Origin of the sequence: Streptomyces sp. 2131.1 (genome assembly GCF_900105515.1) — a bacterium.
GTDB lineage: Bacteria > Actinomycetota > Actinomycetes > Streptomycetales > Streptomycetaceae > Streptomyces > Streptomyces drozdowiczii.
The window spans coordinates 6,680,313-6,703,782 of sequence record NZ_FNSY01000001.1 but is presented as its reverse complement, the minus strand read 5'-3'; the positions used below and the strand labels follow the sequence as shown (position 1 = coordinate 6,703,782).

Here is a 23,470-nt window from a genome sequence, read left to right as displayed (position 1 = left end):
GGGGTCCGGCTCAGCGTCTCACCGCGCGCAGCACCACGAACTTCGGGTCGCCCGCCACCGTGGTGCAGTTGCCGAACACGCGGCGCAGGGTGGTGTGGTGGCCGAGGTGCCGGTTGGCGACGACCCACAGCTCGCCGCCCTGGCGCAGCGCGCGCCGTGCCCCGTGGAACATGGTGCGGGCGGTGGCGTCCGTGGTGGCCTGGTGGGAGTGGAACGGGGGGTTGTTGAGGACGAGGTCCGCGCTGCCGGGCTCGGCGCCGGACAGGCCGTCCCCGACGACGAAGCGGGCCTCGGCGCCGGGCCCGGTGTTGCTCCGGAAGGTCTCCTCGGCGGAGGCGACGGCCTGGTGGGACTCGTCGACGAAGGTGACCGAGGCGTCGGGGTTGGCGAGGGCGGCGGCGAGGCCGACGACGCCGTTGCCGCAGCCGAGGTCCACGACCCGGTCCGGGCCGGTGCGGTCCGGCAGGTGCTTGAGGAAGAAGCGGGTGCCGATGTCGAGGCGGTCGGCGCAGAAGATGCCGGCGTGGTTGGTGACGGTGTGCCCGGCGGCCGGTCCGGCGTCGGCGGGCAGCTCGTAGCGCAGCGGCCAGGGGCTGGGGGTACGGGGCAGGGCCGGGTCCGGCGTGCAGTGGATGAGCCGGGCCTTGCGGACGGCGAGGGAGGTCCGGGTCGGCCCGATGATCCGCTCGAAGAGGCTGAGCGTGGAGGTGTGGATCTCCTTGACCATGCCGGTGCCGACGACGACGGTCCCGGCGTGCACGGCGGGCGCGAGCCGGTGCAGCTGGTCCTCCAGGAACGCGAGGCTCTTCGGTACGCGTACGAGCAGCACGTCGATGCGGTCCGGCGGCGTGTCGCGCGGGGAGAGCAGGCGCACCGCGCCGGCGGGCAGCCCGTTGCGCGCCAGGTTCGTCGCGGTCGCCCGCTGTCCGAGGAAGGAGTCGCTGATCTGCACGGGGTGGTGCGCGGCGAGCACGGTGCTCAGGGCGCCCCAGCGGTCCCCGGCCACGACGACGTTCCCCGAGAGGTCGACGGCCTCCTCCTCCAAGTGCTGGAGGAGATAGGCGTCGGCCGCGTCCCAGGCACGGAACGGGTCGCGGGGGTCCTCGGGGAAGCGGGCGAGGTCGTAATCGCCCTCTGACGTCGTCAAACGGTTCATTGTGCGTTCAGGCTAACCGAGCGGCGCCCGTCGCCCGTACCTGCCGGGGCGCGACGGCCGGGGCCGCCGCGCCGTACCGCCGTCTACGGCAGTCGCTTGTCGATGGCCGCCCGGCCCTCCCTGGCCAGGGTGCGCTCCGCCCACTCCAGGTTCTCCGGGGTGAGGTCCTTCCCCGACGCGAGTACCAGGTCCTCGGGGGACGGGTTGTCGGTGGCGCCGGTGTGCAAGAGGTCGTCCGGAGTCACGCCCCGGGTGCTGGATACGGAATCGGACTCGTCGCTCATGCCGCCTCCTTGTCCTTCCCGTCATTCTCGCCCGCCACCGGCGCTCGCGCATCCGAGGCCGGGCGGGGTCACGAAGGCGGTTACGGGCCCTCACTTGACCTGCGCATGATAGATACGAGGCGTTCACACATCGTGACGGTCCGCATGGAAGGCTCCCGCGTACACATAGCGGACACGACCACCGCGGCGCCGTTCCCCCATCCCGTGACGACGCCGCGGTGCGCGTATTCCCGGAGAGGACACCCCACATGTCCCGTCGTCACCTTCCCCTGCGCCGCGCCCTGCCCGCCGCGCTCGCCGCGCTCGCGGTGCTGACCGGCACGGCCGCCGCCGCACCCTCCCCCACGCCACCACCGACCGCGGTCTCCCCGCTCTCCGCGCTCGACGACACGTACTACCAGGACGCGACCGGCAAGACCGGCGCCGCGCTCAAGAGCGCCCTGCACACGATCATCAGCGACCAGAGCAAGCTCACGTACAGCCAGGTCTGGGACGCCCTGAAGGACACCGACGAGGATCCGGCCGACTCCTCGAACATCATCGAGCTCTACACCGGCCGCTCCGAACCCAAGAGCGACAACGGCGGCAATACGGGCCAGTGGAACCGCGAGCACGTCTGGGCCAAGTCCCACGGCGACTTCGGCACGGCCACCGGCCCCGGTACCGACATCCATCACCTGCGCCCGTCCGACGTCCAGGTCAACTCCACGCGCGGCAACAAGGACTTCGACAACGGCGGAACGGAGCTGAGCGACGCGCCGGGCAACTACACCGACAGCGACTCCTTCGAACCGCGGGACGCCGTCAAGGGCGACGTGGCCCGCATGATCCTCTACATGGCGGTGCGCTACGAGGGCGACGACGCGTTCCCCGACCTGGAGCCCAACGACAGCGTGTCGAACGGCTCCTCACCGCACATCGGCCGGCTCTCCGTACTGAAGGCGTGGAGCGAGCAGGACCCGCCGGACACCTTCGAGAAGCGGCGCAACGACGTCATATACGAGGACTACCAGCACAACCGGAACCCGTTCGTGGACCACCCGGAGTGGGTGGAGGCCATCTGGTGACGGCCCCGCACTGAGCCACCACGGGGCCGTCGGCCATCAGCTCCGTTGCGCCTGGGCGATCCGGGGGACGGACTTGACGCCGGCGGCCTTGCGGCTGTTGGCGTGCTGACTGACGGTCCGGTCGGTCGGCGCGTCCGGGAAGCCGAGCACCACGGAGTCCAGCACCTCGCCCGACGCGTCGACGAACTCCACGCGCACGGCGAAGAACGCCGGCTTGTCGCCCGCGTTGGTCACCCGCACCAGGGCACTGCGGAACTGCTCCCCGGGCCGGACCGCGACGCTGCTGACGGAGACGTCGTCCACCGCGTTGCCCTTGCCGTCGACCCCCTTGAGGGTCGACACCGCCTTCTGGCGGTTGCGCTCGACGTCGGCGGAGACCGAGGCCGCGAACTCGTCCTGGGTACGCTCGCTCGGGGCCGGGCTCGGGCTCGCCGTCGGTTCGGCGGACACCGTGCGGGTGCTGCGGGCCGTGCCCGCGGACGAGGTGTCGGAGCCACCGCAGGCGGCCGCGCCTGCGACGAGGACCGCGACGAGAGCGGCGGCGGGGGCCGGGCCGCGGGACACCCGGCCTCGGAGGGGGCGCCGCAGGGGGCGGGTCCGGTTCACAAACGCTCCGTCCACTGAAGCGGGCACGGGGAAGCAGGGCTTCTCGCACCCGGAATGACCAACTCGCCCATATTAGGATCAAAAGGTATGAATTGACTCGTTGAATCACCCGCTCCGCATCACCCGCTCCGCACGCGGTGCGCAATTCCCCGGGAGGGAACTGATGGACACGGACGCCCTGACCGCCGGCCTGCTGCAGGAGCTGCGCGCGGCCAAGCCCTATCCGGCCCTGTCCCTGACCATGCCGACCCACCGGCACGCCCCGGACAACGCCCAGGACGCTGTTCGGCTGCGCAACCTGCTGTCCGAGGCGCACAACAGGCTGGAGGCCGACCCGGCGGTCAGCCGCGAGACCTGCGCCGCGATCGAGCGGCAGCTGGAACGCGCGGTCGACGAGCTCGACGCCCGCCGGGCGCTGGACTCGCTGGTGCTGCTCGCGACGGCCGACGAGTTCCAGATCTGGCGGCTGCCGCGTACCGCACCCGAACGGGTGGTGCTGAGCGACAGTTACCTCACCCGCAACCTGGTCGCCGCGAAGGCGCAGGCCCGGCCCTTCTGGGCGCTGACCGTGGCCGCCGACCACGCCGCTCTCTTCAGCGGCACGACCGAGTCCGCGCAGGAGGCACGCGTCGGCGGCTTCCCGCTGGAGGCCCCGCGCGAGGAGTTCAACCCGCAGCGCATGGAGCGGACCGGCGACACCCCGAGCAACTTCGCCAACGAGGACACCAAGTTGTTCCTGCGCACGGTGGACGAGAAGCTGCGCGCCGTCCTGGCCACCGACCCCCGTCCGCTGTACCTGGTCGGCATCGCCCCGGCGCTCGCCCTGTTCGACGAGGCCGGCCAGTGCGCGAAGGACGCGGTGGGCCGGGTCACCAAGGGAGCGCCGGCCGACAACGCGCCCCGCGACCTCCTCACCGAGCTGCGCCCGGCCCTGGACGCCCGGCGCGCGCACTTCGCACGGGAGATCGAGGGCCGGCTCGACGCGGCGCGCGGCCGTAAGGCGTTCGCCGGCGGGCTCGACGAGGTGTGGGCGGCGGTGCGAGAGGGCCGGGTGGGCCTGCTGGCGGTGGAGGAGCACTACCAGCAGACGGTCCGGGTCGACCAGGAACACCTGAAGCCGGTGACCGACGACGTGGTGGACCCGGCCGACGAGAACGTCCGCGAGGACATCGTCGACGAGCTGGTGGAGGCAGCGCTGGACAGCGGCGCCGAGGTCTACTTCGTCGCGGACGACTCGCTGAAGGGGCACGGGCGGATCGCGGCCGAACTGCGCTTCTGAGCCCGCACGTTGTACGGCGAGGGCCCGGACGGAGATCTTCGTCAGGGCCCTCGCCGCATGCCGGTGCTCAGCCCTCCCAGGACCAGTCGGTTACCTCGGGCAGGTCGGTGCCGTGCTCGCGGATCCAGGCGTGGTGGCGGGTGCGGGTGTCCGCCATCTCCTGACGCACCGCCACGGCGCGGACGCCGAGGCCGGGGACCCGGTCGATGACGTCCATGACCAGCCGGTAGCGGTCCAGGTCGTTGCGGACGACCATGTCGAAGGGCGTGGTGGTCGTGCCCTCCTCCTTGTAGCCCCGCACGTGCAGGTTGGCGTGACCCTCCCGGCGGTAGGCCAGCCGGTGGATCAGCCAGGGGTAGCCGTGGTACGCGAAGATGACCGGCCTGCCCCGGGTGAACAGGGCGTCGTACTCGGAGTCCGGCATGCCGTGCGGGTGCTCCGAGTGCGGCATGAGCCGGGCCATGTCGACGACGTTGACCACCCGCACGGCCAGCTCCGGGAGGTGGTGCCGCAGCAGCTGGGCGGCCGCCAGGGTCTCCAGCGTCGGTACGTCCCCGGCACAGGCGAGGACGACGTCGGGCTCACGGCTCCCGTCCTCGGTGCCCGCCCAGTCCCAGACACCGGCGCCGCGCGCGCAGTGCACCCGGGCCTGGTCGAGGGTGAGCCAGTCGAAGCTCGGCTGCTTCCCGGCCACGACGACGTTGACGTAGTCGCGGCTGCGCAGCGCGTGGTCGGCCACGGAGAGCAGGGTGTTGGCGTCCGGCGGCAGGTAGACGCGTACGACTTCCGGGCTCTTGTTGAGGATGTGGTCCACGAAACCCGGGTCCTGGTGCGAGAAGCCGTTGTGGTCCTGGCGCCAGACGTGTGAGGTGAGCAGGTAGTTGAGGGAGGCGATGGGACGGCGCCAGGTGAGCCGGCGCGAGGTGCGCAGCCATTTGATGTGCTGGTTGACCATCGAGTCCACGATGTGCGCGAAGGCCTCGTAGCAGGAGAACAGTCCGTGCCGGCCGGTCAGCAGATAGCCCTCCAGCCAGCCCTGGCACAGGTGCTCGGACAGCACCTCCATGACCCGGCCGTCGCGCTCCAGGTGCTCGTCCGTCGGCAGCGTACGGGCCTGCCAGGCCTTGCCGCTGGCCTCGTACACCGCGTCGAGCCGGTTGGACGCCGTCTCGTCCGGGCCCACGAGCCGGAAGTCCCTGCGGTCGGCCGTCGCCGCCATGACCGCTTCGAGGAGCCCGCCGAGCACCTTGGTCGGCTCCCGCAGCGTGGTGCCGGGCCGGTCCACGGGGGCGGCGAAGCCGTCCAGGTCCGGGATGGGCAGGTCGCGCAGGAGCAGGCCGCCGTTGGCGTACGGGGAGGCGCCGAGGCGGGCGGCGCCCTCGGGGACGCAGGCCAGGACCTGCGCGGTGGGGCGGCCCTCGGCGTCGAAGAGTTCGTCCGGCCGGTAGGAACGCATCCACGCCTCCAGCTGGCGCAGGTGGTCCGGGTTGTCGCGGACGCCGGGCAGCGGGACCTGGTGGGCGCGCCAGGTACCTTCGACGGGGAGCCCGTCCACCTCGGCGGGGCCGGTCCAGCCCTTCGGGGTGCGCAGCACGATCATCGGCCAGCGCGGCCGCTCGGTTTCACCGCCGGTGCGGGCGGCCGCCTGGATCTCCTCGACGCGGTCGACGGCGCGGTCCATCGCGAGGGCCATCGCCCGGTGCACGGCGCGCGGGTCGTCGCCCTCCACGTAGAGGGGGTCGTGTCCGTAGCCGCGCAGCAGGGCGTCGAGTTCGGTGTGCGGGAGGCGGGCGAGCACCGTCGGGTTGGCGATCTTGTAGCCGTTGAGGTGGAGCACGGGCAGGACGGCCCCGTCGTGCACCGGGTCGAGGAACTTGTTGGCGTGCCAGGACCCGGCGAGCGGCCCGGTCTCCGCCTCGCCGTCGCCGATGACGCAGGTGACCAGCAGTTCCGGGTGGTCGAGGGCTGCGCCGTAGGCGTGGGCGAGGGAGTAGCCGAGTTCGCCGCCCTCGTGGATGGAGCCCGGGGTCTCGGGCGCGACGTGGCTCGGGACGCCGCCGGGGAAGGAGAACTGCTTGAACAGCCGCCCCATGCCCTCCGCGTCCCGGCTGACGTCCGGGTACGCCTCGGAGTAGCTTCCCTCCAGCCAGGAACCGGCGAGGACGGCGGGTCCGCCGTGGCCCGGGCCCCAGATGCACAGCGCCGGTGTGCCGCGCGCGCCGATGAGTCGGTTGAGGTGGGTGTACACGAGGTTGAGCCCCGGTGAGGTTCCCCAGTGGCCGAGCAGCCGGGGTTTGATGTGCTCGGGTGCGAGCGGCCGGGTCAGCAGGGGGTTGTCCATCAGGTAGATCTGCCCGACGGCCAGGTAGTTGGCGGCCCGCCAGTGCGCGTCGAGGGCGTCGAGCTCCTCGTCGGAAGGGCTGGCCGGCGCGGGCGGTGGGGCGTCGCTCATGGTCACCTCTCTGCGGGCGGGATCGGGGGCGTCGCGCGCACGGTCACCGGGGCTCGGAGCCGTACCAGACGGTGGTGGCGTTGCAGAACTCGCGGATCCCGTGTCCGGCGAGCTCACGCCCGTAGCCCGAGCGCCTCACCCCGCCGAAGGGCAGCGCGGGGTGGGAGGCCGTCATGCCGTTGAAGAACACGCCGCCGGCCCGGATGTCCCGCACGCAGCGCTCGGCCTCGCCGGCGTCGCGGGTCCAGACGTTGGAACTGAGCCCGAAGGAGGTGTCGTTGGCGACCTCGACGGCCTCGTCGACACCGTCCACGCGGTAGAGGGTGGCGACCGGGCCGAAGGTCTCCTCGCGGTGGATGCGCATATCGGGCGTGATGCCGGCGAGGACGGTGGGGGCGTAGAACCAGCCGTTCTCCAGGCCGCCGCCCAGGCCCTCGGGCCGGCCGCCGCCGCACAGGGCCTCGGCGCCCCGGTTCAGGGCGTCGTCGACGAGCTCCTCCAGGTCGGTGCGGCCCTGTTCGCTGGAGAGCGGTCCGACGTCGGTGGACTCCTCCAGCGGGTCCCCGACGGTCAGCTCGCGCATGCCGACGGTGAAGCGCTCGGCGAACTCCTCGTAGACCTGGGTGTGCACGATGAACCGCTTGGCGGCGATGCACGACTGGCCGTTGTTCTGGGCGCGGGCGGTGACGGCGGTACGGGCGGCCTTTGCGACGTCCGCGGAGGGCAGGACGAGGTAGGGGTCGCTGCCGCCGAGTTCGAGGACGGTGTGCTTGATCTCGTCACCGGCGATCGCGGCGACGGAGCGTCCGGCCGGTTCGCTGCCGGTGAGGGTGGCCGCGACGACGCGGGGGTCGCGCAGGATGCCCTCGACGGCCTTGGAGCCGACGAGCAGGGTCTGGAAGCAGCCGGCCGGGAAGCCGGCGCGGTGGAAGAGATCGCCCAGGTACAGCGCGGTCTGCGGCACGTTCGACGCGTGCTTCAGCAGGCCCGTGTTGCCGGCCATCAGGGCGGGGGCGGCGAAGCGGACGACCTGCCAGAGCGGGAAGTTCCACGGCATGACGGCGAGCACCGGGCCGAGCGGACGGTAGCGGACGTACGCGCGCACGGCGCCGGAGTCCTCGACGTCGGCGGCGGACGGGTGCTCGTCGGCGAGGAGCTCCTCGGCTCGGGCGGCGTACCAGCGCATCGCCTTGGCGCACTTCGCGGCCTCGGCGCGGGCGGCCGTGACCGGCTTGCCCATCTCCAGGACCATGGTGCGCGCGATGTCCTGCTGGTCCTCGTCCAGCAGGTCGGCGGCGCGGTTGAGGAGCCGGGCCCGTTCGCGGAACGTGGTGGTGCGGTAGTCGCGGAAGGCGGCGTCGGCCGCGGCGATCCGCTTCTCGATCTCGTCGTCCTCCAGCGCGTCGAACGTCCTGAGCGTCTCGCCGTTCGCGGGGTTGACCGTCGCGATGGGCATGCCTGTGGCCTCCTTGCCTCGGTACTTCGACCGTGCCGCGCACCGGGCCCGGCCGCAACGCGGGGGGCCGGGGCACGGCCGGCCCCCGCCACCGGATACCCGGCCGGCGCGGATCATGCATGCCAGGGCATGCGGTCCGCGCCGGCGGGGGTCCGCGGTGGCGGGGGCTGGTGCTCCCGTGTCGCGTGGGCCGTACGCCTCAGACGAGGGCGGGGGCGGGAGCGGCTTCGGGGACGGTCTCGCCGATGCCGGCCGGGACCGGCTCGGGGATCTCCGCGACCGCGGCCGGCGGGCGGCGGAACTCGCGGACGCCGGGCAGCGGCGGCAGCGGCACCAGCTCGATGTGCTGCGGCTCCTGGGCGTACCGGGTGAACCAGACGACCTTGCCCTCGGCGGTGCGGCAGGTGCCCCAGCTGTCGCTGAGGGCCATGACGCGGCTCAGGCCGCCGCCCTCGTGGAGCAGCCGCGGCATCTCGGAGCCGTTGTCGGCGACGGAGACCGTGAGGTGCCGTCCGGACCAGCGGAGTTCGACGACGCAGCGGTTGTCGTCACCGACGTGCCGGTGGACATTGGTCAGCAGCTCCTCCACGGCACGGCACACGGGCCGCACGTGGAGTTCGAGACTCCAGTGGCGCAGATGTGCGGCGACTATCCGTCGCAGCTGGTCCACACGTTCTGCGGAAACCTGGAGTTCGACCAGATAGTGCCGGTCGAGTGGAACGGTCATCGTCGAGGCTCCTCACATCGAGGCCCACGTTCTTCGCCCCGTTGAACCAACGACCCCCGAATACGAAGAGTGAGCAGATGTCTCTTCTGGGTCACTCCACAGGGTGACCCGGCTGGGCCGGTCGCGCAACATATCGGACCGCGCACCCCGGGTGACCGGCGCCTTCGCCCGATCGGGGTGCGCGGCCCGGAGGTCACGCCAGGTGGGTGAGCACCCGGTCGGGCGTGAGGGGCAGGGTGCGCAGCCGTACGCCGGTGGCGTGCCGGAAGGCGTTGCCCACGGCCGCGGCGGCGCCCACGATGCCGATCTCGCCGATGCCCTTGCTGCCCATGGGATTGAGGTGGGGATCGTCCTCGTCGATCCAGTGCGCCTCGATGGCGGCCACGTCGGCGCAGACGGGGACGTGGTACGAGGCGAGGTCGCTCTCGACGAAGTCGCCGAAGACCGGGTCCAGGGTGCTGCCCTCCGTGAGGGCCATGCCGATGCCCATCGTCATGCCGCCGATGAACTGCGAGCGTCCGGTACGGGAGTTGAGGATACGGCCGGCCGCGAAGACGCCGAGCATGCGGCGCATCCTGACCTCGCCGGTACGGGTGTCGACGGCGACCTCGGCGAAGTGCGCCCCGAAGGCGTGCCGGGCGTACGGGGACTTCTCGGCGGTCTCCTCGGTGGTGTCGGCGGTGACGGTCACTCCCGCGTCGGGCAGCGGCCCGGTGTGCGCTGCGAGCCGCTCCGCGAGCCCGGAGGCGGCCTTGTGCACGGCCCAGCCCCAGGAAGCGGTGCCGGACGAGCCGCCGGCCAGCGAGGCGTCCGGCAGATCGCTGTCGCCGATGTCGATGGCCACGTCGTCCAGCGGTGCGCCCAGCACGTCCGCGGCGATCTGCGCGAGGACGGTGCGGGCGCCGGTGCCGATGTCCGTGGCGTTGATGGCGATCCGATAGGTGCCGTCGGGGGCCGCGTGCGCCGAGGCGTGGCCGGGACTGGCGTAGACGGGGTACGTGGCCGAGGCGACGCCCGTGCCGAGCAGCAGGGCTCCCTCGCGGCGGATGCCGGGGGCGGGGTCGCGGTCCTGCCAGCCGAAGCGTTCGGCGCCCTCGCGCAGACAGGCGGCCAGGCCGCGGCTGCTGAAGGGTTTGCCGGAGTCGGGTTCGTCGGCCGGGTCGTTGCGCAGCCGCAGTTCGACGGGGTCGAGGGAGAGCTCCGCCGCGAGTTCGTCCATGGCCGATTCGAGGGCGTACATGCCGGGGGCCTCGCCCGGGGCGCGCATCCACGAGGGGCTCGGCACGTTCAGGGCGGCGACCCGGTGGGTGGTCCGGCTGTGCGGGGAGCCGTACATGACGCGGGCGGGCACGGCGGCCTGCTCCACGAACTCCTTGATCGTGGACGTGTGGGTGATGATCTCCTGGGCGACCGAGGTGAGTGTGCCGTCGGGCCCGGCGCCGAGCCTGACGCGCTGCACGGTGGGCGCCCTGTGCCCGACGAGTGCCGGCATCTGGCGCCGCGCCAGGGCGAGTTCGACCGGGCGGCCGGTGTGCAGCGCCGCCATCGCGGCGAGCACGGCCTGCGGGCGCGGGGTGCCCTTGGAGCCGAAGCCGCCGCCCACGTGTTCGGAGACGGCGGTGACCTTGTCGGTCCCGATCCCGAAGGCGGCGGCCAGGCTGTCGCGGACCTTCGTGGCGCCCTGGCTGGAGTCGTACACGGTGAGGTGCCCCTCGGGCGACCAGCGGGCGGTGGAGGCGTGCGGCTCCATGGGGTGGTTGTGCAGCGGCTCCAGGGTGTACGTCACGTCGACGCGTACGGGCGATTCCGCGAAGGCCCGGTCGAAGTCGCCGCGTTCACGGACGGCCGGGTAGCCGCCGTTGGCTTCCTCGGGGGTGTAGAGCCCGGCGTGGTCCTCGGTGAGCACGACGTCGTGCTCGGTCGTCTCGTACGTGATGTGCAGGGCCTCGGCGCCGGCCCGTGCGCTCGCCAGGCTGTCGGCGACGACGAGCGCGACCGGCCAGCCGCGGTGGGGCACCCGGTCGTCCTGGAGCACGGCGAGGATCGGGTCGTCCGGCTCGTGGAGCCGGGGCGCGTTGTCGTGGGTGAGGACGCTGTGGACACCGGGCTGGGCCAGGGCGTCGACGGTGCGGACGGCGGTGACCCGGCCGGCCGGCACGGTGGCGGGCACGACCCAGGCGTACAGGCAGCCGGGCAGGCCGCGCTCGGCGGCGTAGCGCGCGGTGCCGGTCACCTTGGCGCGGCCCTCGCGGCGGACGGCGGGCGCGCCCAGTGGCTGGGGGGCGTGGCTCATGGCGGGAGTCCTCGGCTCTTCAGGTGCGGGCGGTGAGTTCGGCGAGGGCGTCGACGGCCAGGTGCCGGGCGAGGCGGACCTTGAAGGCGTTGTCGCGCAGCGGGCGGGCCGCGGCGAGTTCGGCGTCGGCCGCCCGGAGGAAGGTGGCTTCGGTGGCGGGTGCGCCGAGCAGGATCTCCTCGGCGGCGCGGGCCCGCCAGGGCCGGTGGGCGAGGCCTCCAAAAGCCAGCGCGGCGTGCTCGATGCGCCCGTCGCGTACGCGCAGCACGGCGGCCACGGAAGCCAGCGCGAAGGCGTACGAGGCGCGGTCGCGGGCCTTGCGGTAGAGGCAGACCGTGCCGTCGGGCAGCGGCGGGAGCAGCACCTCGGTGACGAGTTCGCCGGGCCGGACGACCGTGTCGGCGTCGGGGTTGTCGCCGGGCAGCCGGTGGAAGCCGGTGACCGGCACGGTCCGTTCGCCCTCCGGTCCGTGCAGCACGACGTCCGCGTCGAGCGCGGCCAGCGCCACGGCCATGTCGGAGGGGTGGGTGGCGACGCAGTCCTCGGAGTACCCGATGACGGCGAGGTCGCGGTGGGCGCCCTCGCGGGCGGGGCAGCCCGTGCCGGGTTCGCGCTTGTTGCAGGGCTTGGAGGTGTCCTGGAAGTACGGGCAGCGGGTGCGCTGAAGGAGGTTGCCGCCGGTGGTCGCGATGTTGCGGAGCTGCCCGGACGCGCCGGCCAGCAGAGCCTGCGAGAGGGCGGAGTAGCGGGTGCGTACGGCGGGGTGGGCGGCCAGGTCGCTGTTGCGTACGGTGGCGCCGACGCGCAGGCCGCCCTCAGCGGTGTCCGTGACCTGGTCCAGCGGCAGCCGGCTCACGTCGACGAGCAGGCCGGGTGCCTCCACGCCCAGTTTCATCAGGTCGACCAGATTGGTGCCGCCGCCGAGGAACTTGGCCCCGGGGTGGGCGGCGCAGGCGCGGACCGCGTCGGCGACGGTCTCGGCGCGCAGATAGGCGAAGGGCTTCACGACGCCACGTCCTCGACGGCCTCGACGATCCGGGGGTAGGCGCCGCACCGGCAGAGGTTGCCGCTCATCCGCTCGCGGATCTCCTCGGGGCCGAGCCGGGCCGGGACGCCCACGGGGGCGTCGTGCGGGGTGACGTGGGAGGGGTGGCCGTAGTCGGCCTCCGCGAGGACACCGGCGGCGGAGCAGAGCTGGCCGGGCGTGCAGTAGCCGCACTGGAACGCGTCCCGCTCCAGGAACGCCTCCTGGAGCGGGTGCAGCCGGTCGCCGTCCGCCAGGCCCTCGACCGTGGTGATGCGGGAGCCCTCCTGGGAGACGGCCAGCAGGAGGCAGCTGTTGGCGCGGCGGCCGTCCACCAGGACGGTGCAGGCGCCGCACTGGCCGTGGTCGCAGCCCTTCTTCGCCCCGGTCAGGTCCAGGTGGTGGCGCAGGGCGTCCAGGAGGGTGGTGCGGTGGTCGAGGGTGAGGGTGTGCTCGGTGCCGTTGATGTGCAGGGTGAGCGTGGCGGAGGGGAGGTCGCCGGGCGCCTGCGGTTCTCCGGCGCCGCCCTCCCACGTACTGGTCGGGTCCACGTACGGCACCTTTCGACGAAGTCACTTTGTCCGATTTCTACCAGATGCGACTGTCGTTCCGTGTCCCGTCGGGGCCCCGGCCGAGCGTTCGGCCTACTTGTTCTCCAGCCGCAGTCGCACTTCCTCCTCCTGGTCCCCCGAAACCGTGCCGACAACCCGGACGGCGAAGGCGTCCGCCAGACCCGCCCGGAGCCGGTCGACGGCCCGGTAGCCTCCCTGCACGTCGACCGTGACGGGACCGCCGAGCGTCACGGACCCCGAGATCACCCGCGCTTCGGACACGTCGACGGTCGCGGCCCAGGCGGTGGGACGCCTGCCCTCGGCCTCATGGGGTACGTCGGACGACGAGCGGTCGGTGGTGAAGGCGGCCCGCAACGCGTCGAAGACCGTGCGCGCGTCCTCCTCGGGGCAGCCGCTGAGGACGACCGACACCTCCTGGTCGTGGTGGTCCTCCGTGGTCTGCCGCTTGTCCTGTGCGCTGTTCACCGCTGCTCCTTACGAAGGGGGCAATGCCGTCATCTCCAGGCTGACCCCACCGGCAGTCGGCTGCGACAGGAGCGGCCCGGAATCCCCGCGTGCCCGGAGCGGCCGGGGCTCACACGGATCGAAACATTTTCCGCACTCATATCCACTTAAAACATGAATTCGATTGCCAGCCCGAGTGGCGGGCCCGTCCCGGGGTATCCGGCAAGCATGGACGTTTCGGATGGAGCTTTGAATTCCCTGGCGGTCACTCTCGCGGACGGACGCGGCGCGACGGGAGTCGTGATGGGCGTGATCGGCGTGCTCCTGGTGCTCTTGCTGATCGGCGGTTTCGTGCTGGGCAAGCGACGGCACGACCAGGAGCTGCCCCCGCCCCGGCCGGACGAGCAGCCGGTCGGCCCCGACCACCGCAGCCACGAGGAGAAGCGGGACGTCCACGGCGACGACCACTTCCCTCAGGACGGCCGCGCCCTGTCGCCGTACGAGCTCGGTGAGCACGGCAACGAGCCGATCCGCCATGAGGACGACGACAAGCGCGACTGACCCACTCCCCGCTCGGGGGCCGGGCCCGGACGGCATGCCCGTCCGGGCCCCGTGCGGTCGCGGCGGGCGGATGCTCCGCGTGTTGCGGGAGCGGCCGCCCCCGGTGAGGCTGGTGACGGCCCCGACGGCCTCCGGCATCCGCGCCGCACCCCCGATGAAGGCAGTTGCACCATGACCCCAAGCACCTCCGGCACGGCGCCCGCGCGCGCGGCCCTGACCGGGTCCGCGGCTCCCTGCTGGGTCAATCTGATGACCCTGGACCTGGCGTCCGCCCAGGAGTTCTACGGCCCGGTGATGGGCTGGACCTTCCGCCCGGGACGGCTCGGACAGGACTTCTCGGTGGCCCGCCGCGGCGACGTGCCGGTTGCCGGCATCGGCGCCGTGGCCACCGCCTTCCGGGTCGCGGTCGCGTGGACGCCCTACTTCGCCGTCAAGGACGCGGATGTGGCCGCCTCCCGCATCCGGGAGCGCAGCGGCACGGTGGCGGTGGGGCCGCTGACGCTCGGCAAGGGGCGCGGCGCGCTGGCCGCCGACCGGGACGGAGCCGGCTTCGGCATCTGGGAGCGGACCGAGCCGGCGACGTCACCGCCCGCGCCGGACGGCCACGCGCACGCTTGGCTGAGGCTGCGGACCCGGAGCGCCTTCGACGCCGCGATCTTCTACGGCGAGGTGCTGGACTGGGCGAGCGGGCAGCCGGGCGCGTGCGAGGTGTCGTACGCGAAGGACGAGGTCATCGTTCAGTGCGGGGGCCGCCAGCTGGCCCGGATCAGCTCCGGCGCGGTCGAGGCCGCCCCCGACCCGCTGGTCCGCCCGCACTGGCAGGTCAACTTCCCCGTGGACGACGTGACGCAGACCGTCGAGCGGGCCCGCAAGCACGGGGGCTCGCTCGTGGAGGAGCTGACGCGCCCCGAGGGCCGGGAGGCGACGCTGCTCGACCCGGACGGCGGACTCTTCACCGTCACGGACGTCCACCGCGCCTCGGACGACGAACCGTCCTGAGGACGTGCCTCAGCCGACCGGCAGGACCAGTTCGGGCCGGTCCCACATCACCGCGGGGGGCGCGGCTCGTACGGTGCCGGTCCGCTCCGCGCCCATGCTCAGGTAGAACCCCTCGGCCGGAGGGTGCGAGACGACGCGTACACCGGGCAGCCCCCGGGCCTCCGCCTCGACCCGCAGGTGACCGATGAGCAGCCGCCCCGTGCCGGTGCCCTGCGCGTCGTCGGCGACGAAGAGCAGGTCCAGCTCGGGCGGGTCCAGGATCAGCGCGTAGAAGCCGAGCACCCGGTCCGTCGTCTCCTGCACGGCGGCGAAGACCTCGTGGGCCTCGATGTAGTCCGGTCCCACCCGGTATCCGGCGACCATCGGCGCGTAGGGGCCCTCGTACGCGCGCGAGGACCGGACCAGACGGGTGAGACGCCTGGCGTCCCGCGCGGTCGCCCGCCTGACGCGGACCGGTCCGCCGGATGCCCGGCGACCCGTCGGCGTAACGCTTGATCTCATGGAGTGAGTATTACGTATCCGGACCGGCGACCGGCCCGGGGGCCTTCAGGAGGCGGCGCGGGCCTCGCGCCACTCCTCGACGAGGGTGTCCACGTCGAACGGCCGCAGATTGAGGAGCGGTCCCGGCGGCGGCCTGCGGACGGCCTCCCGGATCTTGTCGTCGACCTCGGTCAGCAACCGGCGCACCTCGGCCTCGGTCCGGATCTCCGGCAGGAGGGCGAGGACGTCCTCCGCCTCCTTGCGCAGCGCCAACGCCGGCGGGAGCACGGAGACCCCTTCGCGCTGCATCTTCGACTTGATCCACCACGTCTCGTCGTACGGGGCGCTCAGCGCCTCGATCGGCTTGCCGAACCCGGGCAGCCGGGAGACGTCACCCCGCTGTTCGCACTCCCGGATCTGCTGGTCCACCCATGATTCGAAGCCGACACCCGCGGGTTTGCGCTCGGTCACCGTGATCCGCCCTCCCGGAGTACTCCTGCTGCGGCCCTTCCCAGCCTACCGAGGCGCCCCGGAAAGCCTGTTGGGCGGGAGACGTGTACGTGGCGCGTCTCGAACGCGTTCGCGGGGGTACACGAGCGACACGCCCGGTCGGAACGGAGCCGGGCAACGAACCGAAAGGGATGGTGGGAGTGGAACTCAGCGACCTGCGGACCGACTACCGCCGGGGGTGGTGACGATGACGACTCTCGTGATCATCCTCGCGGTCGTCGTGGTGGTGGCCGCCGGAGCGTTCCTCGTCTTCGGCCGGAAGAACAGCGGCCACGGACTGCGGCGGCGTTTCGGACCCGAGTACGAACGTACCGTGGCGCGGCACAAGGGCGACACCAAGGCCGCCGAACAGGAACTGAACGAACGGCTGAAGCGGCACGGCTCGCTGGACGAGCGGCCGCTGACGCCGGAGGCCCGGGAGGAGTACCTGGCCCGCTGGGCGCGGGTCCAGGACCGGTTCGTCGACTCGCCGCAGCAGGCGGTGGCCGAGGCCGACGCACTCCTCGCGGAGCTGGCCCGTGACCTGGGCTTCCCCGACGGCAAGGACTTCGGCGAGCAGAGCGACGCGCTCTCCGTCCACCACGCCGAGCACGTCCACGGCTACCGCCGGGTGCACGACGCCAAGCACGGCGAGGGCGACACGGAACAGCTGCGGACGGCTCTCGTGGAGGCCCGGGGCCTCTTCGACGTCCTCGTATCCAACGGCGCGGACCGACCGGCCCGCCGGGACAAGCACCACGCGGAAGGAAGTGGCACGGCATGAACAAGGACACCGATCGCACACCGCAGCCCCCGGCCGCGCCCGTGAGCCCGCCGGCCACGGATGACCGGACCGCCGGCACCGGGTCCCCGTCCTCGCACTTCTCGGACGACACCCGGAACCGCTCCCCGCGGACGGCCCCCTCCACTCCCCCGGCCACCGCCCCGGTGCCCCTCGCCGAGAAGGACACCGGCCGCGCGGACTCCGGGCACACGGGCACCGGCCGCACGGACACCGAGCGCACCGGCACCGGGCTCGGCACACCGGAGACCCCGCCCCGTCACACGCAGGCGGGCACGACCGGCGCCGGCACCGACACCGACACCCGCACCTTCCGTACGACGACGGCCCCGCACGAACCGGACCGCGACAGCCGGACGCACTCGGCGCACGACGGCGCCGAACCCCTCCTGCCGACCGGTGACCAGGACAAGCTGGCCCACCGCCTCCACCAGGCGGTGACCGACTTCGTCGAGAGCCCGCACCGCGCGGTGGAGGAGGCCGAGTCCACGTTCGACGCGGTGGTCGCCGGTCTCACGGACGCGCTCAAGAAGCGCCGCAGCACCCTGCACGTCGACGACCACGACGGCGGCGACCCCGGCTCGCGCACCGAGGAGCTGCGGATCACGCTCCAGCACTACCGCGACCTCACCGAACGGCTTCTGAAGGTCTGAGACTTCTCCGGCCGTCCCCTTCGCCCTCTGCCCCCGGCACCGCATCGGTGCCGGGGGCAGAGGGCTGTGCGGGCCGCGCTGCGGCAGCCGCTACGCGTCGGCGTAGACGACCAGGTCGCTGCGCAGCCGTCGCAGCGCCGGGCCGGGGACGCGCAGACCGTCGCGTACGTAGCCGTCCAGGCCGCCCCAGCGTTCGTCCATGGCGGCCAGGGCCGTGTCGAGGTAGCGGGAGCGGACCTCGATGATCGCCGAGGCGATCTCCGGGTCGCCGCCCGCGTCGAGGAAGCCCTGCACGTACGGCCGGCCGACGACCCGCAGCACCGGATTGACCGCCAAGAACTCCCGCCGCACGACGTCCCGCGAGGCGCCGAGGATCAGGAGCAGCAGGGCGGCGGCCCAGCCGGCGCGGTCCTTGCCGGTCGCGCAGTGGAAGAGCACCGGCCGCGCGGCGGGGTCGGCGGCCGTGTCGATGAAGGCGCGGTACGCGGCCGCGGCCCCCGGCGACAGCACCATCTGGCGGTACGACTGCGCCACCGCCTCCTCGGCCTTGCCGTTGCCCAGGAGGCGTTCCGCCTCGACCGGGTCGGCGAGCAGCGCGCGGAAGCGGGCGGGGGTGACGCCGGGGTTGTCCCCCAGCACGTCGGCCACGAAGAGCCGGGCGCCGGGCGGCAGGGCGTCGGGGGCGGAGGACCGCTCGTCGGCGGTCCGAAGGTCGACGACCGTACGGATGCCGAGTGCGGCCACGGCCGCGGCGTCCACCGGGTCCAGACCGCCGAGCCGGCCGGAGCGCAGCACCACACCCTGCCGGACCTGTCGGCCGGGCCCCAGGGTGATGCCTCCCAGATCGCGCAGATTGAGGGCGGAAACGGTCGGGACGGCCCTGACGGTTTGCACGATGGATTTCCCCTTTTCCCGGCACGCGCCCGAATGCGTTTCGGCCTGGCCGGATCAAAAGTCGCATGATGTCGTCACATCGACAAAGTAAAACGCCGGAGATCATCGATCGGGCGCGGACAGGCCGCGGCCTCGTCGTACGCGGGCCGCTACCGGCGGTGTCCGGCCGGGCGGTCGCGGGGTCCGGAGAGGCGGAAAGGCTGCGGAGCGGCCCCCGTTCTCACTCTGCCAGCAGCCGTGCCTTCTGGGCCTCGAATTCGGCTTCGGTCAGGACGCCCTGTTCCTTCAGCGCGGCCAGCCGCTCCAGCTGCCCGATGATGTCGTCGCCCTGTGAGGCGGCGGGCTGCGGGGCGGTCGGCGTCGGCTGCTGGGCGGCCTCCTGCTCGGCGAACCTGGCCTGCTGGCGCTGCTGGACACGCCCGGACACGGCGGACGCGGTGCCCGCGACGACGGCGGTGCGGGCGGCGGCCCCGATGAGGCCGGGTCCGCGGCGGTTCATTCCGGGTCCCCGGAAGATCGGCATGGTGTGTTCCCCTTCCGGTGCGGGCGTCAGCTCTCGTGGCCGGCGGCGGAGGCGGCGGCCTCCGCGACCTCGGCGGGAATGCGTTCGTGGGCGATGACCTGACCGCCCGAAGCGCGGACGGCCTCGGCCAGCGGGACCGCCCACAGGTCCTCCCACACGATCAGCGCGGCGGAGCTGCCCGGCGGCACGCGCTCGCCGAGCATCCGGATGTCCTCGCTGCTCAGCATGCCGCTGACCTCGCCTTCGACCGGCTCGAAGGAGACCAGGTCGTCGGGGTCGAGATCGTCCAGCTCCACGGCCTGGATGGTGCCGTCCTCGGCCCGTTGCACGAAGGTCAGGTCCAGGATGCGCACCGCCTTCGAGGCGACCGCATCGGCCAGCGCCGGCGCGATGGCGCCGGTGAACCGGCTGCCCGGAAAGGCGACGACGAGGTACTCCACTGGTCCCACGGTCACGGGCGTGTCCTCTCCGCATGGATGGATTGTGAGCAGCATAACTTTGGGCATTCCCTGACGCACTGCGGCCAATCACCACATAAGGGCGGACGCGGCTACGCGACAGTACGTAAAGGATCAAGTGCGCTGGGGGAGGGCAAGGTCACAGGCCGACGCACTGCTGCTGCCACGGGAGCTGTCCTAGCATCTGGGCCATGACGGTCCAGCCTGCTGACGGGCTTTCGCTGGCCGCCGGATTCCCCGACCCCGCCCATGAGCAGTGGCAGACCCTCGTCGAGGGCGTGCTGCGCAAATCGGGCAAGGACGTGTCGGGACCGGCCGCCGAGGAAGCACTGTCCACCACGGTGGAGGACGGGCTCATCACCCGCCCTCTCTACACCTCGCGCGACGACGCGCCCGATGCCGGTCTCCCGGGCTTCGCCCCCTTCACCCGCGGCAGCAGGCCGGAGGGTGGTACGGCGAGCGGCTGGGGCGTACGGCAGCGGCACGCGTACACCGACCCGGCCCGGCTCAACGAGGCCGTGCTCACGGACCTGGAGAACGGCGTCACCTCGTTGTGGCTGGCCGTCGGCGGCGCCTGCGGCGTGCCGGTGTCCGGTCTGGAGCGGGCACTCGACGGCGTCCTGCTGGACCTCGCCCCCATCGCGCTGGACGCGGGCGCCGAACTGGACGCGGCGGCCACGGAGTTGCTGCGCCTGCACACGGAGCGCGGTGTCCCGGCCGCGGAGGTACGGGGCAGCCTCGGCGCCGATCCGCTGGGGCGGGCGGCACGTGAGGGCGGCGAGCCGGATCTGACCGACGCCGTGCGCTGGGCGCTGCGGTGCGCCGAGGAGTTCCCGGGGCTGCGGGCGATCGTCGTGGACGCGATGCCGTACCACGAGGCCGGCGCTTCGGCGGCCCAGGAGCTGGGTGCTTCGCTGGCCACCGGTGTCGCCTACCTCCGGGCGCTGACGGATGCCGGGCTCGGCGTCGAAGCGGCGTGCGGGCAGCTGGAGTTCCGGTACGCGGCGACCGCCGACCAGTTCCTGACGATCGCCAGGATGCGGGCGGCGCGCCGGCTGTGGGCGCGGGTCGCCGAGGTGTGCGGGGCCCCCGGCGCGGGGGCGCAGCGGCAGCACGCGGTGACCTCGCCGGTGATGATGACGCGGCGCGATCCGTGGGTGAACATGCTGCGGACCACGCTGGCGAGTCTGGGCGCGGGTGTCGGCGGGGCGGACGCGGTGACGGTGCTTCCGTTCGATCACGCGCTGGGCCTGCCCGACGCGTTCGCCCGGCGCATCGCCCGCAACACCTCCACGATCCTGCTGGAGGAATCGCACCTGGCCCGGGTCATCGACCCGGCGGGCGGTTCCTGGTACGTGGAGCGGCTCACCGACGAACTCGCGGAAGCGGCCTGGTCGTTCTTCCAGGAGATCGAGCGGGCGGGCGGCCAGGCCGCCGCGCTGGGCTCGGGGCTGGTCGCGGAGCGGATCGCGGCGACCTGGGAGGCACGCAAGAAGGACCTGGCGCGGCGCAAGGAGCCGGTGACCGGAGTGAGCGAGTTCCCGCTGCTGGACGAGCGTCCGGTGGAGCGCGAGCCTGTGCCGCCGGCCCCCGCGGGCGGCGGGCTTCCGGTCGTGCGGCGCGACGAGGCGTTCGAGGCGCTGCGTGTCCGCTCGGACGCCCATCTGGCGGCGACCGGCGCCCGGCCGAAGGTGTTCATCGCCGCGCTCGGCCCGGCGGCGGCCCACACCGCGCGGGCCTCCTTCGCCGCGAACCTGTTCCAGGCGGGCGGGATCGAAGCCGTGCACAAGCCGGTGCGGGTGGACGCGTCGACGGTGACCGAGGCGTTCGCCGCCTCGGGGACGGACGTTGCGTGCCTGTGCTCCAGCGACGCGCTCTACGCCGAACAGGCGGCGGAGGTCGCCGAGGCGCTGGCCGCGGCGGGCGCGCGGCGCGTGTACCTGGCGGGGCGGCCCGGCGCGTACGACGGTGTCGACGACTACGTCTTCGCCGGCTGCGACGCGGTGGACGTGCTCTCTTCGCTTCTCGACCGGATGGGTGTGGCGTAATGCGTATCCCCGACTTCTCCGACATCGGGCTCGGGCCGGACGGCTCCCCCGAGGTCACCGAGGACCAGTGGCGCGCCGCGGTCAAGGAGTCCTCCGGCAGCTCCGACGGCGATCTGCTGTGGGAGACCCCGGAAGGCATCGCGGTCAAGCCGCTGTACACCGACCGGGACCTGGAGGGGCTCGACTTCCTCGGTACGTACCCGGGCATCGCGCCGTACCTGCGCGGTCCGTATCCGACGATGTACGTCAACCAGCCCTGGACGATCCGGCAGTACGCGGGCTTCTCAACCGCCGAGGAGTCCAACGCCTTCTACCGCCGCAACCTGGCGGCCGGGCAGAAGGGCCTGTCGGTCGCCTTCGACCTGCCGACGCACCGCGGTTACGACAGCGACCACCCGAGGGTGACGGGCGACGTCGGCATGGCCGGTGTGGCGATCGACTCGATCTACGACATGCGCCAGCTCTTCGACGGCATCCCGCTGGACCGGATGTCGGTCTCGATGACGATGAACGGCGCCGTGCTGCCCGTCCTCGCCCTGTACATCGTGGCCGCCGAGGAGCAGGGCGTACCGCCCGAGAAGCTGGCCGGGACCATTCAGAACGACATTCTGAAGGAGTTCATGGTCCGCAACACCTACATCTATCCGCCGAAGCCCTCGATGCGGATCATCTCCGACATCTTCTCGTACACCTCGCAGAAGATGCCGCGCTACAACTCGATCTCCATCTCCGGTTACCACATCCAGGAGGCCGGGGCCACGGCCGATCTGGAGCTGGCATACACCCTGGCCGACGGGGTGGAGTACCTGCGCGCCGGGCAGAACGCGGGGCTCGACGTCGACGCGTTCGCGCCCCGGCTGTCATTCTTCTGGGCGATCGGCATGAACTTCTTCATGGAGATCGCAAAGCTGCGCGCCGCCCGGCTCCTCTGGGCCAAGCTGGTGCAGCAGTTCGAGCCGAAGAACGCCAAGTCGCTGTCGCTGCGGACGCACTCGCAGACCTCCGGCTGGTCGCTGACCGCGCAGGACGTGTTCAACAACGTCACGCGCACCTGTGTGGAGGCGATGGCCGCAACCCAGGGCCACACCCAGTCGCTGCACACCAACGCGCTCGACGAGGCGCTGGCCCTGCCCACGGACTTCTCCGCGCGCATCGCCCGCAACACCCAGCTGCTGCTCCAGCAGGAGTCCGGCACCGGCCGGGTCATCGACCCGTGGGGCGGCAGCGCGTACGTGGAGAAGCTGACGTACGACCTGGCGCGGCGGGCCTGGCAGCACATCGAGGAGGTCGAGGCGGCCGGCGGCATGGCCAAGGCCATCGACGCGGGCATCCCGAAGCTGCGCATCGAGGAGGCCGCCGCCCGCACCCAGGCCCGCATCGACTCCGGCCGCCAGCCGGTGATCGGGGTCAACAAGTACCGGGTCGAGACCGACGAGCAGATCGACGTGCTCAAGGTCGACAACACCTCGGTGCGCGCCCAGCAGATCGAGAAGCTGCGCCGGCTGCGCGAGGAGCGCGACGAGCAGGCCTGCCAGGACGCCCTGCGCGCGCTGACCGCCGCCGCCGGGCGGGACCCCGGTCCCGGTCTGGAGGGCAATCTGCTGGCGCTGGCCGTGGACGCGGCTCGCGCGATGGCGACGGTGGGCGAGATCTCGGACGCCCTGGAGAAGGTCTACGGCCGGCACGCGGGCCAGATCCGTACGATCTCCGGTGTGTACCGCAACGAGGCAGGGGAGTCGCCGTCCGTGGACCGCACCCGCGCGCTGGTCGACGCGTTCGAGGAGGCCGAGGGCCGGCGCCCGCGCATCCTGGTCGCCAAGATGGGCCAGGACGGGCACGACCGGGGCCAGAAGGTGATCGCGACCGCCTTCGCCGACCTGGGCTTCGACGTGGACGTCGGCCCGCTGTTCCAGACGCCGGGCGAGGTCGCCCGGCAGGCGGTCGAGGCGGACGTGCACATCGTGGGCGTCTCGTCGCTGGCCGCCGGCCACCTCACCCTAGTCCCGGCGCTCCGCGAGGAGCTGGCCGCCGAGGGGCGCGAGGACATCATGATCGTGGTGGGCGGGGTGATCCCGCCGCAGGACGTCGACGCGCTCCTGGCGGCGGGCGCCGCGGCCGTGTTCCCGCCCGGGACGGTGATCCCGGAGGCGGCCCACGACCTGGTGACGCGGCTCGGTTCCGCTCTCGGCCACGAGCTGTGAGC

At 72.6% G+C, this 23,470-nt stretch carries 23 protein-coding genes; 8 read left to right on the top strand and 15 right to left on the bottom strand.

The window, feature by feature from the left end; all coding sequences use genetic code 11:
* Positions 1–10: 10 nt before the first annotated feature.
* Both BLW14_RS29790 and BLW14_RS29785 read right to left on the bottom strand, forming a co-directional pair.
* Complete coding sequence (locus BLW14_RS29790) at positions 11–1,156, bottom strand: methyltransferase (RefSeq protein ID WP_093710216.1); 1,146 nt, start codon at positions 1,154–1,156, stop codon at positions 11–13.
* 83 nt (positions 1,157–1,239) lie between these two features.
* Positions 1,240–1,440 (bottom strand): hypothetical protein, encoded by a 201-nt coding sequence (locus tag BLW14_RS29785; protein ID WP_093710215.1) that lies wholly within the window; start codon positions 1,438–1,440, stop codon positions 1,240–1,242.
* 248 nt (positions 1,441–1,688) lie between these two features.
* Here BLW14_RS29785 and BLW14_RS29780 point away from each other — a divergent pair, with 248 nt between their 5' ends.
* Positions 1,689–2,507: an endonuclease I family protein gene (locus tag BLW14_RS29780; RefSeq protein ID WP_093710214.1), complete on the top strand. Its 819-nt coding sequence runs from the start codon at positions 1,689–1,691 to the stop codon at positions 2,505–2,507.
* Between the two features lie 36 nt (positions 2,508–2,543).
* Here BLW14_RS29780 and BLW14_RS29775 read toward each other — a convergent pair whose 3' ends face one another.
* Positions 2,544–3,113 (bottom strand): hypothetical protein, encoded by a 570-nt coding sequence (locus BLW14_RS29775; RefSeq protein ID WP_177154145.1) that lies wholly within the window; start codon positions 3,111–3,113, stop codon positions 2,544–2,546.
* Between the two features lie 163 nt (positions 3,114–3,276).
* Here BLW14_RS29775 and BLW14_RS29770 point away from each other — a divergent pair, with 163 nt between their 5' ends.
* Complete coding sequence (locus BLW14_RS29770; protein ID WP_093710213.1) at positions 3,277–4,392, top strand: baeRF3 domain-containing protein; 1,116 nt, start codon at positions 3,277–3,279, stop codon at positions 4,390–4,392.
* Positions 4,393–4,459: 67 nt separating this feature from the next.
* Here BLW14_RS29770 and BLW14_RS29765 read toward each other — a convergent pair whose 3' ends face one another.
* The 7 genes from BLW14_RS29765 to BLW14_RS29735 form a co-directional block, all read right to left on the bottom strand.
* Entirely contained in the window at positions 4,460–6,844 is a 2,385-nt protein-coding gene (locus tag BLW14_RS29765; protein ID WP_093710212.1) for a phosphoketolase family protein, read from the bottom strand.
* A gap of 43 nt (positions 6,845–6,887) precedes the next feature.
* Entirely contained in the window at positions 6,888–8,300 is a 1,413-nt protein-coding gene (locus BLW14_RS29760; protein ID WP_093710211.1) for an NADP-dependent succinic semialdehyde dehydrogenase, read from the bottom strand.
* 199 nt (positions 8,301–8,499) lie between these two features.
* A complete protein-coding gene (locus BLW14_RS29755) occupies positions 8,500–9,027 on the bottom strand; it encodes an ATP-binding protein (RefSeq protein ID WP_093710210.1) in 528 nt (175 codons plus the stop codon).
* A 193-nt stretch (positions 9,028–9,220) separates the two neighbouring features.
* Entirely contained in the window at positions 9,221–11,320 is a 2,100-nt protein-coding gene (locus BLW14_RS29750) for a xanthine dehydrogenase family protein molybdopterin-binding subunit (RefSeq protein ID WP_093710209.1), read from the bottom strand.
* A gap of 19 nt (positions 11,321–11,339) precedes the next feature.
* Positions 11,340–12,326, bottom strand: coding sequence for an FAD binding domain-containing protein (locus tag BLW14_RS29745; RefSeq protein ID WP_093710208.1), 987 nt, complete (start codon positions 12,324–12,326; stop codon positions 11,340–11,342).
* Positions 12,323–12,895 (bottom strand): 2Fe-2S iron-sulfur cluster-binding protein, encoded by a 573-nt coding sequence (locus BLW14_RS29740; protein WP_093710207.1) that lies wholly within the window; start codon positions 12,893–12,895, stop codon positions 12,323–12,325. The genes BLW14_RS29745 and BLW14_RS29740 overlap by 4 nt, the downstream gene beginning before the upstream one ends.
* 93 nt (positions 12,896–12,988) lie before the next feature.
* The gene (locus BLW14_RS29735; protein WP_093710206.1) at positions 12,989–13,381 is read right to left on the bottom strand and encodes a hypothetical protein; all 393 of its coding nucleotides are present in this window, start codon (positions 13,379–13,381) and stop codon (positions 12,989–12,991) included.
* A 207-nt stretch (positions 13,382–13,588) separates the two neighbouring features.
* Here BLW14_RS29735 and BLW14_RS29730 point away from each other — a divergent pair, with 207 nt between their 5' ends.
* Positions 13,589–13,921 (top strand): DUF6479 family protein, encoded by a 333-nt coding sequence (locus BLW14_RS29730; RefSeq protein ID WP_093710205.1) that lies wholly within the window; start codon positions 13,589–13,591, stop codon positions 13,919–13,921.
* Positions 13,922–14,092: 171 nt separating this feature from the next.
* Entirely contained in the window at positions 14,093–14,920 is an 828-nt protein-coding gene (locus BLW14_RS29725) for a VOC family protein (protein WP_093710204.1), read from the top strand.
* Positions 14,921–14,929: 9 nt separating this feature from the next.
* Here the strand turns inward: BLW14_RS29725 and BLW14_RS29720 are convergent, their stop codons facing one another.
* Both BLW14_RS29720 and BLW14_RS29715 read right to left on the bottom strand, forming a co-directional pair.
* On the bottom strand, positions 14,930–15,421 hold the full coding sequence (locus BLW14_RS29720; protein ID WP_256332915.1) for a GNAT family N-acetyltransferase: 492 nt from the start codon (positions 15,419–15,421) through the stop codon (positions 14,930–14,932).
* Positions 15,422–15,466: 45 nt separating this feature from the next.
* Complete coding sequence (locus BLW14_RS29715) at positions 15,467–15,871, bottom strand: DnaJ family domain-containing protein (protein ID WP_093710202.1); 405 nt, start codon at positions 15,869–15,871, stop codon at positions 15,467–15,469.
* Positions 15,872–16,088: 217 nt separating this feature from the next.
* Here BLW14_RS29715 and BLW14_RS29710 point away from each other — a divergent pair, with 217 nt between their 5' ends.
* Both BLW14_RS29710 and BLW14_RS29705 read left to right on the top strand, forming a co-directional pair.
* Positions 16,089–16,673 carry a hypothetical protein gene (locus BLW14_RS29710; protein WP_093710201.1) on the top strand — a complete coding sequence of 195 codons (585 nt, stop codon included), beginning with the start codon at positions 16,089–16,091 and terminating at the stop codon, positions 16,671–16,673.
* Positions 16,670–17,344: a hypothetical protein gene (locus tag BLW14_RS29705; RefSeq protein WP_093710200.1), complete on the top strand. Its 675-nt coding sequence runs from the start codon at positions 16,670–16,672 to the stop codon at positions 17,342–17,344. The genes BLW14_RS29710 and BLW14_RS29705 overlap by 4 nt, the downstream gene beginning before the upstream one ends.
* A gap of 90 nt (positions 17,345–17,434) precedes the next feature.
* On the opposite strand, the gene BLW14_RS29700 is transcribed toward BLW14_RS29705, so the two are convergent.
* The 3 genes from BLW14_RS29700 to BLW14_RS29690 all read right to left on the bottom strand — a co-directional run bounded on the left by BLW14_RS29700 (position 17,435) and on the right by BLW14_RS29690 (position 19,216).
* Positions 17,435–18,238, bottom strand: coding sequence for a tyrosine-protein phosphatase (locus tag BLW14_RS29700; RefSeq protein ID WP_093710199.1), 804 nt, complete (start codon positions 18,236–18,238; stop codon positions 17,435–17,437).
* A gap of 220 nt (positions 18,239–18,458) precedes the next feature.
* The gene (locus BLW14_RS29695; protein WP_093710887.1) at positions 18,459–18,737 is read right to left on the bottom strand and encodes an SHOCT domain-containing protein; all 279 of its coding nucleotides are present in this window, start codon (positions 18,735–18,737) and stop codon (positions 18,459–18,461) included.
* A 50-nt stretch (positions 18,738–18,787) separates the two neighbouring features.
* Complete coding sequence (locus tag BLW14_RS29690; protein WP_256332913.1) at positions 18,788–19,216, bottom strand: DUF1269 domain-containing protein; 429 nt, start codon at positions 19,214–19,216, stop codon at positions 18,788–18,790.
* Between the two features lie 194 nt (positions 19,217–19,410).
* On the opposite strand from BLW14_RS29690, the gene mutA reads away from it, so the two are divergent.
* Positions 19,411–21,267: a methylmalonyl-CoA mutase small subunit gene (gene mutA / locus BLW14_RS29685; protein ID WP_093710197.1), complete on the top strand. Its 1,857-nt coding sequence runs from the start codon at positions 19,411–19,413 to the stop codon at positions 21,265–21,267.
* The gene (gene scpA / locus BLW14_RS29680; RefSeq protein ID WP_093710196.1) at positions 21,267–23,468 is read left to right on the top strand and encodes a methylmalonyl-CoA mutase; all 2,202 of its coding nucleotides are present in this window, start codon (positions 21,267–21,269) and stop codon (positions 23,466–23,468) included. Before mutA ends, scpA begins: the two co-directional genes overlap by 1 nt.
* Positions 23,469–23,470 lie beyond the last annotated feature (2 nt).